This is a genomic window from Zobellia laminariae, assembly GCF_030553095.1.
GTDB classification, from domain to species: Bacteria; Bacteroidota; Bacteroidia; order Flavobacteriales; family Flavobacteriaceae; genus Zobellia; species Zobellia laminariae.
The window spans coordinates 3,830,769-3,842,220 of the sequence record NZ_CP130738.1; the positions used below are offsets into that span (position 1 = coordinate 3,830,769).

An 11,452-nucleotide genomic window follows, 5' to 3' on the forward strand; every position below is an offset into this window, starting at 1 on the left:
CTGAAAAGTATTTAAGTTGATGAGTATTAAAAACTAGCTTTTTTTAAAATGATATCTGTTTAAGAATTTTGATATTCTATCTACAATGAATTACTACTTGTAAACCATATTTTATTTTTCTACCTTTCTGTAATCCCCTCATCTCATCAAAAACAAAGCTATGATAGATAATCTTGAAGGTAGCGAGCTTAAAGACCTAGAAGCCATCAATCTTTTGGACAACTCCATTAAAAAAGAATTTGATGACATATCTAATTTAGCTGCTTTCATATGCAATACTCCCATTTCTCTGGTTTCTCTTGTTACGGATACCAAAACGCCCCTGCATCAATCATTTTGCATTCATGCGATTAAAGTTCCTCAAGAAATTTTTATTGTGGAAGATGCGCGAAAAGATGTGCGTTTTAAGAATAATACTTTGGTCACAGATGCACCTAATATTGTTTTTTATGCGGGAATGCCTTTAATAAGTAAGACTGGTAGTATATTGGGTACGCTTTGCGTTACTGATACTAAACCCCATAAGCTGGAAAAAAAACAAATAGATGCGCTGCTGTCTTTGGCGAATCAGGTAGTTAATATGTTTGAGCTTTATAACAGAAGGGCTGAAATTAAAGAAATGGTGCAAAACCATGCTGTTGAATCCAATCGCTTAGAAAATATTATCAAGGCAACGCAAGTGGGTACCTGGGAATGGAATCTTATTACAGGTATGGTTACTATAAATGAGCGATGGGCCAGTATGTTAGGCTATACGGTTGATGAATTACAGCCACTAAACGCTAAAGACATTCATAAAATGGTGTTTTTAGAAGATATACCCTCTCTTAATGAAAAGAATGCTGCATGTTTTGAGAAAAGAGCAGATTTCTACGTGGGCGATTTTCGTTTTGTACATAAAAAAGGCCATGCCGTGTGGATTCATGATAGAGGTCAGGTCATTAGTTGGTCTAAGGATGGGCAACCGTTACTTATGGTAGGAACACATACAGACATTACGAAAGAAAAAGAAAATGAATTAGTAATTGAACAAAGTGAAAAACGATTTAAGGGACTTGTACAGAATGGGTCTGATTTAATTGTTATCATGGATATTGATGCCACTTACCACTACTGCAGTCCTACCTCTTTAAAAGTATTGGGTATTCCTCCAGAAGAATTTATAGGTAAAAATGCATTACAATACATTCATTTAGATGATCATAAAATAATCAATGAGAGCATTTTACGTTTAGAAACCGAGACACAATTTACGCTTAGACCTTATAGATTTAAACACAGAGACGGTTCATGGAGGTGGCTAGAAACTGTCGTTACAAATCTAATGGACAACCCTGCCATAAATGGGATTGTGGTTAATTCAAAAGATGTAACTGAACGGGTCATTACAGAAGAAAAGCTAAAAAAGAGTGAAGACTATTACAGGCTTTTATACGATTCACAGACGAACTATGTGGTTAGGACCAATATGGAAGGAAACTACACCTACGTAAATAAAAAATTTGTTGAGGAATTTGGTTGGCTTCATCCAGAAGGAGACATATTGGGTAAAAATTGTTTGACTTCAATTATTGATTATCATCATCAAAAAACGCACGATGTAGTTGGCCAATGTATTGCGGAGCCTGTAAAGGTTTTTAAAATTGAAATAGATAAACCTAGCAAGGAAGGAAAAATTGTTACTACGCTTTGGGATTTTGTATGTATTACAGATAAGAAGGGAGTTCCAACGGAATTACAATGTATAGGCCTTGATATAACCGTCCGCGTTAAATCTCAAAAAGCGTTAGAAGAATCAGAGCAACGTTATTCAGATATATTTCATCTTAGCCCACAGCCTATGTGGGTCTATGACATCATAACTTTAAATTTTCTTGATGTTAATAGAGCTGCCATTAAACACTATGGCTATTCTTATGATGAGTTTATGAACATGAACTTGAGAGATATTAGGCCAGAATCTGAAATACCCAAGTTAGAAGAACCTTCCGATTATACACAACAAAGGGGAGAGTCGTATTATCACGGTGAGTATATTCACAAAAAGAAAAACGGAAAGGAGATTATTGTTGAAATCCGAACTAACATTCTGTCTTATAAAGGGAAAGTAGTAAAAATTGCCTTAGCAACAGATATTACCGAGCGTTATAAGCATACTCAGGCTATTGAAAAACAGAACAAAAAGCTAAAGAAAATTGCTTGGACGCAATCGCATAGGGTTCGAGCACCTCTTACAAGTATAATGGGATTGGTAGATTTACTAAATTCCAATGACCAAACAGTAGAAGAGAAGGAGCAAGTTTTAAAATATATAATGGACTCAGCTAAGGAATTAGATGAAGTAATCAGTAAGATCGTATCTACCACCCAGCAGGACGAAATTTAAAGATTAAACTGACCCAAGTCATTTCAGAATTAATTTTTTCAGCTTTCTTTTGTTGTAGAATCATCATTTTCTAATAAAATAGGCACCATGTTAGGCAACTTAAACAGTAGACAAATTGAGAATGTATTGTACAGCTTAATCGTTGGCAGAATTGGTTGCCATGCAGACAATAGAACATATATAGTTCCAGTAACTTATGCTTATGATGGAAAGTATATATACGGTCACACAAAGGAAGGGATGAAGATTGATATGATGCGAAAAAATCCTATGGTTTGTTTTGAGGTTGATGACTTGGAAAATATGAGCAATTGGCGCAGTGTTATTGCATGGGGTAAATTTGAAGAGCTTAAAACTTCGGAACAACGAAAAGAAGGCATGAATATATTAATGGACAGGGTGCTACCTTTTATAACGGGCGAAACTACCATTAGCCACTCTTTAAGGGATTCACACAAAAGCACTGTTGAAGCAATGCAAGGTGTTGTGTACAGAATTGAATTGACCGAAAAAACAGGACGTTACGAAAAAACGTAAGTATTCATTTATATCATGATTCAATTTCTAAGCGAATAGGGCAGTGGTCAGATCCGTAATAATCGGTAAGAATTGCTGCAGCCTTTATTTTGTCTTTTAAAGCAGTACTCAACAAGAAATAATCAATTCTCCAACCCGTATTTCGTTCTCTAGATTTAAAACGATAACTCCAAAAGCTATACGCAATTTCGTCTGGATGCAGATACCTAAAGGAGTCTACAAAACCAGCATTAATAATATGCGTCATTCCATCTATTTCAACTTGAGTATACCCGGCAGTTTTGTCGTAATTAGATTTATCGTTTTTTAAATCTATAGCTTGGTGAGCAACATTAAAATCCCCACAAGTAATAACCGGTTTATTTTTTTCTAGGTTTTTTATATAGTCTAAAAAATCGGCATCCCATGTTTTTCTGTAATCTAAACGCTTTAAACCTTGTCCAGAATTAGGGGTGTATACATTTACTAAATAGAAATTTTCAAATTCTGCACAGAGCACTCTTCCTTCATTATCATGCGCTGCAACACCCATATCTTTAGTAATGGAAATTGGTGCTGTTTTAGAAAGTATGGCGGTACCGGAGTATCCTTTTTTCTCAGCGGAATTATAGGATATATGGTACTTCTCGGTTAAAGTGGCCAAGGTTTTTTCAACTTCGTTATCTTGAGCTTTTGTTTCTTGTAGACAAAGAATGTCCGGGTCTAAAGTCTCAATATCTTTAAAAAAATCCTTTTTAGTAATAGCTCTAATGCCATTTACATTCCAAGAAATAATATTCATTTCCTATAATTTTTTAGTAATTAAACTCTAATTTATGCTTTACTGATTTACAACTTAGGTTGTCTGCAGTTAAAGATAAGATACGTTTTAACAATGTAATAATTATCTATGATAGTTTGTCTACAAAAAAATCATTAAAAGCGAATGCCAATAATAAAATAGGGTAGGTATACCAAAAAAATGATATACCTACCCTTTGAATGTATGAAGTAAAATTAAGTAAATGAGAGGCTATGACTAATGGGAAAAATCGTTCTGTAATTAGTCAATACTATTATTGTTTTACCTCACCTTTAGCCGCCCAATAGATACCACCAAATAAATGGTCTAAATACGTCTGATTTTGAAAAGCTTCTGGTTTATGGCCAAGGGTTGTATAGAAAGAACGTCCCCCGTCGTATAATTGATACCAAGCTATAGGGTGATTTTCGCCCATACCTTTAAGTGGAATTTCGTTATAGCCTTTCTGATAATCATACGTGTTTTCGTCTACGGAAAGAAGCACGGTAATATCTTCTGATTTTAAGAGGTCAAAATTGTACCATTCTTCACTCCATAACCATTTTTCCGGTAGGTGTAGGTTGGATGGAAAATTTGCATCATGATTGGTTAGTACCGCCGCTTGAAATTGGGGGTGGTCTTTAAAAACTCCGCCTATAAGATTATCAAACCAAGGATTTCTAACCTCACTATCGGAAGTGGAATGGACTCCAACAAAACCTTTACCGCTATTGATGTGTGCTTTTAGGACTTCAAGCTGTTCGCCGGTTAAATTATCGGCATTCGCATTTAAAAATACAACCACATCGTAGGAAGGTAATTTTTTCGCAAGGTCTTCGGGACTTTGCGTCCAATCAAACTTAAACTGATGTTCTGCTGCCATTTTATGAAAACCATCCACCGCATTCGGTATGCACTCATAATGCCAAGTGTCTTGTACCGTGAACAGCAAGACCTTAAATTGGTCTTGGGCAAAAGCCATATGGTTAAAAGTTAAAATGATAAAACATGTTAATTGTAAAATTCTAGATTTCATAAGTTAAAGTGTTGAGAGTGAGTTGTTATAATATGTTGAAGTATAAGTAGTTCCATGCAGAATTGATGCTGTACCATACCGGATAATTAAAGGCTTCTACTTCTGCCACAGTATATTTAAGACCTGCGGTTTTTGCGTATGTAAAATAGAGCTCAAAATCCATTTTTCCGCTTTGGCCCAGTTCTTCGTAATCTTTTACGTGCCAGCTTATGAACCTATTTTCGTATTTTTTGAAGTAGTAAATTGGGTCAACTTTTGAAAAATGCATCCAATACAAATCGGCTTGGAAACTTACGTATTCCAGATCGGTGTTTTCTAAGAAGTAGTCATAAACCATATGGTTCTCTATGGTCTTAAATTCATCGGAGTGGTTGTGGTAGGCAAACTTAATTCCTCTTTCTTTACAAAGTTTCCCAATAGCATTATAATATTCAGCATACCTTTTCAGTTCGGCAAGGGTAGTAATTTCTTTAATTTGATTGTTGGATATGGTTAGGTATTCAACACCTGCTTGTTTGTGGTCTTCTATACATTCTCGCCACCATTGCATCGCTTTTTTCCAAGCTTGTTTGTCATCGGAAGGGAGGTTGTAAAAGGTCATCGATCCCGTAAATTTCAAGTGGTTATCTTCTACCAATTTTTTAAAATCTAATGGGGATAATCCATAAAAAGAGCGGTCTTTATAAACAAAGGTTTCAATATAACTATAGCCCATTCTATCAAGGTACTTCAAAGTCTCTTCAGGATTTTTTTGCATTTGCTCATGAACAGAAACCAGTTGGATACCTATATTTTTATCCTTTGGATTTTTCTTGATATAGCGGGTTTGCCAAAGAATTTCGTTCTGTGGGTTTACGCCCTTTAAAAGAACATCGGTTTGATTCTTAAAATCAAATGTAACCGTCATGGTTTCTTTGTCGGTAAAGTCCCGGTCTTTCATTATCCAGTCTGTTTCGCTGGTAAATCCACCTTTTCCCAAGAACATATCGCCTTCAGCACTTTTTCCCAATGCAAAAATTGAATCGGTCTTTGCGTCGTGTCCAATAAGTTCTGTTAGAGTATGGTTGTAGATTTCCCCATCCTTTTGAAATACATCAACGGACATTGCGGTATTATCTATTTTAGGATAGTTGTTCATTTTAATTAGAGGCGTGTTGGCCACACTATCCGTTTTATAATCAATGGAACTAACCCAGAACCCTACATACTGCTGCAACCTTTCCGATTGTTTTGAAATAGGCATTTGTGAGAACACAGCATTTGTTCCTATTATAAAAAGCAGTACTATGGTTTTTTTGGTAAACCGATGTAAATTAAAAATGTAATTCATCCTTTAAATCTTATGGTAGTAAATTTAAAAGAGTTGCTTGTCTATGACTATAAACCTTGAAGCTATGATTGCAACTGGTGTTGCAAATGGACAATTCTGTTTAACGGAAGCTAGCTTATAAGACATTAGAATTGGATTGCCCATGCACATTAATATGTGGATTTTTAAACTCCAATGTGTCAGGGTATACACCTGTAAACAAGAAGGAATGCCACATTGATGCTATACAATGCATAATTTATTATAGAATAGGGAAAGCGTAACATTTAACTTTGGAGAATAAGTAGCTGCCTTATCAATAATGGAATCAAATTATCTGCTTTTGTATGGGGGAGATAAAAAGCCAAAATTCACAAAAGAATCCATTTAAAAAATCGTAAAACAGAAGACTTTTAATTATAAACATTTAAACAAAACAACTCATGAAAAACATCCTTTTTGCTGCATTGGCTATGTTATGCCTAACAAACTTTACCTATGCCCAATCTCCTAACAAGAAAGACGGGAATGAAGCAAACACGGAGAAAATGCTGTTAACCATTTTCTTGAAACATGATCAGTCAATGAATTTAAGTGAGATTGAAGACGTCAGGACCAAACAGGGGTTTTATAAAAGTTTTCCTCCAGAAGGCGTTTCGGTCGTTAATTGGTACGTAGTAATGGGTATAGGGCAAATGGTGGTATTGGAATTGCCGGCTTCTAAACTTAGGGACGTAAATTTGGCGATAGAAAAAACGGCTTGGAAAGCGTTCGAAACCGAATTTTATCCTACCTATGATTTGTACCCGCTTATGGAAGAAAAGTTGGACAATAAGTCTAAAGTAAGTTATTAAGTAGTGTTCTAACTCATCCAGATTTCTCTGTAAACAGTTTAACATAATTTGGATGAGTTAGTAGAACTAAGTTTTTTAAAACTAGTTTTTAAGTGGTACCGCATATATTTTTCCTGCCATCATATCGGGTACTAATAACCTGTCTTTGTCTTCCTCAAGATAAAAATCTGCAGCAGATTCTAGTCCTTCAATGAGTACGGTAGATCCTTCGGTTTTGGGATCTATTTTCCAAACTTTTCCATGCACCCAACTACTTACATAGTAATTACCCTTGCTATCTTGTTCTACGGCGTCAGCTCCCCTAAATTCACCTTTAAGCGGACTAAGCTCACCATTTTTAGTAACTAGGAAGTTACCCTTAAAAAAAGCACCTACCATAATGTTTCCATCATTGTCAACACCAACGCCATTAGGGTTTAACATAAGTGGTGAAGTATCTTGTTTTATGGTAATATGCCCTTCTAAATCTACATGGTAGATACGCCCCAGCTCAGGAATTTTCTTGGCTTCTTCGCTATCTAGCGGCCATAAATCATTATTAGCATCACGCATATATTGGGTAGCTCCCATGTCGGCTACATACATCCCGTTTTCTTTACCATCTATTGAAACGTCGTTTAAATAGAGAACCGTTTCTGGAAAATTTGTTTTATCTACAAAAATGCTAGCCTTCCCTTCTTTATCAACTTTCCAAATTCGGGTAACATCAGAGAAATACAAATAGCCATTTAAGTAAACAATTCCTTTGGGCTCATCAAAACCCTTGGCAAAAACCTTTACGCCGTTTTTGGATATCTCTACCAATTCGCCATCGCCCGGTTCTTTTGCGTTCATTACGGTCACATAATAATTGTCTTGAAAACCTTTTGTGATACTCTCAGGTTTCATGCCCACCTCAATCGGAAATGCTATCTCAGATTGCGCCTGACCTATAAAAGCGAATGTTAAAGCGATTAGGAATGCGACTTGCTTGATTGTCATAACTGTATTTTTTAATATTAAATATTGATGATTTACAAATTTAATGACCAGTAATATGTGATTATGGTAATTTTGAAGCGAATACTATCAAATTTGTGTTGCGGATGGTTTCATATAGTTCTGAAAAGAAAACATATTCTTGAAAGGTACTTCTTCAATTGACTGAAGAATGAACGGTGTTGATGCTACAGTTAATAAAACAGCGGCTACCAATTAGTAGTTTTGTTTAAGTGTAATAATTGAGGCCTTACCATTTATGGTGGGGCTTTAATTTTGTTAAAGGATGTATGAATTACTAATTAGTGTTAAAAAAACACTACTTACATCTAAGAATTTTGTTTTTCGTCGAAAAAGGATAATTTTTATTAAACATTATAGATTTCTGTAATCGTTAGATTTTCCTTTTAACGATATTTGAGAAGTAGTACAGACATAATCTAATTAAATCTTTTTTCTCTCCCCCAGCAAAGATTTAGTTATTCATACAACCAACCCAATAATGAGCCAACTATTACGATTCGCCACCGTACCTAATTTTATATACTTTTTATTTTTAGTGTGGATATTTGTTTCAATTAAACTAATACGAAAGGCGATAAGGGGGGCTGATGTTAATGAATACTTTTACTCTTCAATTCCCAATGTTTTTACCACCATTGGTATTCTGGGAACATTTATTGGTATTTATATTGGCTTACAAGGTTTTGACACTTCGGAAATAAGCTCAAGCATTCCAGTATTACTTAATGGCTTGAAGACAGCTTTTTTAACCTCCATATTAGGAATCGTTCTGTCATTGATTTTTGGTAGAATTAGTGAACTTGCATTAGGATTTGCATATTCTTCAAAAAAACATGTAACTAATGAACTTCAGGCTTTACAAGCTATAAATGACTCTTTGGTGAATTTGAGAAGTGATTTTTTAGATTCAAAGAAGATTGCGGAGGAACAGAGGATAGATTTGAAAAATATAGGTCTAGCTCTGGGAGATGATAGTGAAAATAGTTTGCTATTTCAATTGAAAAAAAATCAAATTGATTCAAATGATAACTTTAAATCGTTATCGAAAAGTATAGATGATAGTAATAAGGAGCTTCGAACTATTGGGAATGCTTTGGTAAACGAGGAAGAAAATAGCTTACTATCTCAAGTGAAGCAAATACGGGTAGATTCAAATATGAACTTTGAATCACTGACTCATTATTTAGATGGTAATAAAAAAGACCTTCATGAAAAATTCCAAGAATTTGCACAGCTTTTGGCCGATAACAATACAGAAGCTTTGGTTGAAGTAATGAAGTCTGCAACAGAAGAATTTAATGGACAAATGTCATCATTAATTAACAAACTAGTTCAAGAAAATTTCAGTGAACTTAATACTAGTGTCAAGAAATTAAATGATTGGCAAGTTCAGAATAAAGAAATGGTTAGTGAGCTTACTAAAAAACATAAAGAAACTGTTGATCAGTTTGAGATTTCGGCAAAAGCCATTCAAAATGTTTCCTCTACTTCAGAATTAATAGTTTCTCATGTAAAAGAACTTGTAAATGAAAAAAGTAAACTTCAGCAATTAGTAGAGGCCTTAAACAAGGTTCTAGTGGAAGATGAAAGATTTGAAAATTCAACTAAAAACTTACTAAATGCAATTGGTAAAGTTGAAAAGAATATTGATGCATTTGATAAAACCACACATAAACTCAACGATTGGATAGAAAGAGAACATAGTATAAAGGAGTCAACAAATGCTTTGTTGATTAAACTTGATGAAGTCTCTAACATTAAATCTTACAACGGTCAATTTTGGGATGAAACTAAAAAACAGTTGAACGAAGGTACCCAGTTAATTACCAATAATACAGAAAAGTTATCTAGCAGTTTAGACGGTATTAATCAGGAGTTTCAAAATCAGTTAGGAGAAATCTTAGGTAGTCTAGATGAATTAATACAAAGGTTGATTATTAAAGCAAAAGATAACTAATGAAAACACTTAAAGAATCTTCTTGGATTTCTTTTAGTGACCTAATGACGGCATTAATGGTGATCTTTATGTTCATTGCTATTTCCTATATCTCAGAGGTTAATAAGGAAAAACAAAAAATTAAAAATATAGTAGAGGAGTATCAAAATGACAAGCAAAACTTATACCTCGAACTTAAAGAAGAATTTAAGGACGACTTTACTAAATGGAATGTCGTATTAAATAAAGATTTATCCATTCAATTTACTAATCCAGATATTTTATTCGGAAGGGGAGACCGTTATATTAGGTCAAATTTTAAAGGAATTTTAGATGATTTTTTACCTCGGTATTTTAACATACTGATGGACAAGGAATACAAGGGAAAAATACTAGAAATTAGAATAGAAGGTCATACGGATAAGGTTCCTGCTCCATCGTTTGATGCAGATTCTTATATAGGGAATATAAAACTATCTCAGGCTAGAGCAACAGAAGTACTAAAGCATTTTAAACTTTCAGATTATTATAAAAATTTGCAAGATAGTGTAAAAGTAGATTTAAAATTCATGTTGACAGCTAACGGATTGTCCTACGGGCGAATGTTGGGAGAAGATAAACAACTTGTAAAGTATACCGGAATTGAGCCCAATGACGACCTATCTAGACGAGTAGAATTTAAAATTCTAACGAAAACAGAAGAAGCGGTTGAAAAGGTGATAAAAGAACTCAAGTCAAAATGAAATTTTTGAAGCATCACATAATTTACTAGACGACCTGGGTTATGAGTCATTAAATGACTTTCAATCTAATATTACCATTAAAGGTGTTGATTTTGCAAAAGCAAAAGCAGACAAAAAGATTGAGTATAGGGAGGACGGTGTCTATTTGTTTAAAGACGGTCATTGGATTAGAGGGTTTTACTACATGGCTACTTATGATATTGATCGTTATGATAAGTACCCTAGGTTTCATTTGTTTAATTGTGAGGTTATGGCAAATAAGGCCCTATATCGTGGAAAATACATATGGGCTAATGACAAAACGGTTAATGTTCGAAATCGTCAAACAAAGAAGTTATTGGAGGATGTGGAACTTAAACTATGCAGCAAATGTGCTAGACTGCTAACGGGGGAAATTAATTCTACGCAGGAGTTTTACGAGTCTAACGAACATGCTAAAGAAATTGAAGTAGTAGAGGAATTAAACATTTATGGTTATCCAAAAAATTGGAGAGAAATTGCAACTGACTTTAAAAAAGAAACGGTTTAACCTGTAAAATTTGCAATCACAACGATCATCAACAAATTAATAAGTGGTTTTACGATGTGGATCATATTAACGGAAACAAAATGGAGTGTAAGGATCATAATTTGCAAGTAATCTGTAAATTATGTCATACCTATAAAGATGAATATCATCTAAATCAAGCTCTAAAGTTTCCTAATAGAAACAAAATACTCCATGAATTTGTTAAACGAAACAAAGAAGCACTAATCAATAACGAATATTTACATAAATACTTGGTTGATTTTAGTAAGTATTTATACTAATTTACATCTTCATTAGCTTTAATTATCCCCACTTTTTTTAAAAACATAGGCTTACCTA

Annotated in this window: 10 protein-coding genes; 6 read left to right on the top strand and 4 right to left on the bottom strand. The window is 34.2% G+C overall.

The genetic code is table 11. The features are described from left to right. Nucleotides 1-160 precede the first annotated feature (160 nt). The gene (locus Q5W13_RS18385; RefSeq protein WP_304444009.1) at nucleotides 161-2,386 is read left to right on the top strand and encodes a PAS domain S-box protein; all 2,226 of its coding nucleotides are present in this window, start codon (nucleotides 161-163) and stop codon (nucleotides 2,384-2,386) included. 87 nt (nucleotides 2,387-2,473) lie between these two features. Next, nucleotides 2,474-2,923 carry a pyridoxamine 5'-phosphate oxidase family protein gene (locus Q5W13_RS18390; protein WP_304444010.1) on the top strand — a complete coding sequence of 150 codons (450 nt, stop codon included), beginning with the start codon at nucleotides 2,474-2,476 and terminating at the stop codon, nucleotides 2,921-2,923. Between the two features lie 13 nt (nucleotides 2,924-2,936). Here Q5W13_RS18390 and Q5W13_RS18395 read toward each other — a convergent pair whose 3' ends face one another. From Q5W13_RS18395 to Q5W13_RS18405, 3 genes are all read right to left on the bottom strand, one after another. Beyond that, nucleotides 2,937-3,704 carry an exodeoxyribonuclease III gene (locus Q5W13_RS18395; protein WP_304444011.1) on the bottom strand — a complete coding sequence of 256 codons (768 nt, stop codon included), beginning with the start codon at nucleotides 3,702-3,704 and terminating at the stop codon, nucleotides 2,937-2,939. A gap of 274 nt (nucleotides 3,705-3,978) precedes the next feature. Beyond that, nucleotides 3,979-4,740 carry a ThuA domain-containing protein gene (locus tag Q5W13_RS18400; RefSeq protein ID WP_304444012.1) on the bottom strand — a complete coding sequence of 254 codons (762 nt, stop codon included), beginning with the start codon at nucleotides 4,738-4,740 and terminating at the stop codon, nucleotides 3,979-3,981. A gap of 25 nt (nucleotides 4,741-4,765) precedes the next feature. Next, nucleotides 4,766-6,070, bottom strand: coding sequence for a sugar phosphate isomerase/epimerase family protein (locus Q5W13_RS18405; protein ID WP_304444013.1), 1,305 nt, complete (start codon nucleotides 6,068-6,070; stop codon nucleotides 4,766-4,768). A gap of 422 nt (nucleotides 6,071-6,492) precedes the next feature. Here Q5W13_RS18405 and Q5W13_RS18410 point away from each other — a divergent pair, with 422 nt between their 5' ends. Next, on the top strand, nucleotides 6,493-6,903 hold the full coding sequence (locus tag Q5W13_RS18410; RefSeq protein ID WP_304444014.1) for a hypothetical protein: 411 nt from the start codon (nucleotides 6,493-6,495) through the stop codon (nucleotides 6,901-6,903). Nucleotides 6,904-6,984: 81 nt separating this feature from the next. Here the strand turns inward: Q5W13_RS18410 and Q5W13_RS18415 are convergent, their stop codons facing one another. Next, the gene (locus tag Q5W13_RS18415) at nucleotides 6,985-7,884 is read right to left on the bottom strand and encodes an SMP-30/gluconolactonase/LRE family protein (RefSeq protein WP_304444015.1); all 900 of its coding nucleotides are present in this window, start codon (nucleotides 7,882-7,884) and stop codon (nucleotides 6,985-6,987) included. A 499-nt stretch (nucleotides 7,885-8,383) separates the two neighbouring features. On the opposite strand from Q5W13_RS18415, the gene Q5W13_RS18420 reads away from it, so the two are divergent. The 3 genes from Q5W13_RS18420 (at nucleotide 8,384) to Q5W13_RS18430 (ending at nucleotide 11,113) form a co-directional block, all read left to right on the top strand. Continuing rightward, entirely contained in the window at nucleotides 8,384-9,862 is a 1,479-nt protein-coding gene (locus tag Q5W13_RS18420; protein WP_304444016.1) for an anti-phage protein ZorA-like protein, read from the top strand. After that, nucleotides 9,862-10,584 carry an OmpA/MotB family protein gene (locus Q5W13_RS18425; protein ID WP_304444017.1) on the top strand — a complete coding sequence of 241 codons (723 nt, stop codon included), beginning with the start codon at nucleotides 9,862-9,864 and terminating at the stop codon, nucleotides 10,582-10,584. Before Q5W13_RS18420 ends, Q5W13_RS18425 begins: the two co-directional genes overlap by 1 nt. A gap of 184 nt (nucleotides 10,585-10,768) precedes the next feature. Then, nucleotides 10,769-11,113 (top strand): hypothetical protein, encoded by a 345-nt coding sequence (locus tag Q5W13_RS18430; protein ID WP_304444018.1) that lies wholly within the window; start codon nucleotides 10,769-10,771, stop codon nucleotides 11,111-11,113. The last annotated feature ends 339 nt before the right edge of the window (nucleotides 11,114-11,452 follow it).

Coding starts and splice junctions, on each gene's coding strand:
- Q5W13_RS18390 (WP_304444010.1), top strand. CDS start 2,474: ATGTTAGGCAACTTAAACAGTAGACAAATTGAGAATGTATTGTACAGC.
- Q5W13_RS18425 (WP_304444017.1), top strand. CDS start 9,862: ATGAAAACACTTAAAGAATCTTCTTGGATTTCTTTTAGTGACCTAATG.
- Q5W13_RS18420 (WP_304444016.1), top strand. CDS start 8,384: ATGAGCCAACTATTACGATTCGCCACCGTACCTAATTTTATATACTTT.
- Q5W13_RS18405 (WP_304444013.1), bottom strand. CDS start 6,070: ATGAATTACATTTTTAATTTACATCGGTTTACCAAAAAAACCATAGTA.
- Q5W13_RS18395 (WP_304444011.1), bottom strand. CDS start 3,704: ATGAATATTATTTCTTGGAATGTAAATGGCATTAGAGCTATTACTAAA.
- Q5W13_RS18385 (WP_304444009.1), top strand. CDS start 161: ATGATAGATAATCTTGAAGGTAGCGAGCTTAAAGACCTAGAAGCCATC.
- Q5W13_RS18400 (WP_304444012.1), bottom strand. CDS start 4,740: ATGAAATCTAGAATTTTACAATTAACATGTTTTATCATTTTAACTTTT.
- Q5W13_RS18410 (WP_304444014.1), top strand. CDS start 6,493: ATGAAAAACATCCTTTTTGCTGCATTGGCTATGTTATGCCTAACAAAC.
- Q5W13_RS18415 (WP_304444015.1), bottom strand. CDS start 7,884: ATGACAATCAAGCAAGTCGCATTCCTAATCGCTTTAACATTCGCTTTT.
- Q5W13_RS18430 (WP_304444018.1), top strand. CDS start 10,769: ATGGCTACTTATGATATTGATCGTTATGATAAGTACCCTAGGTTTCAT.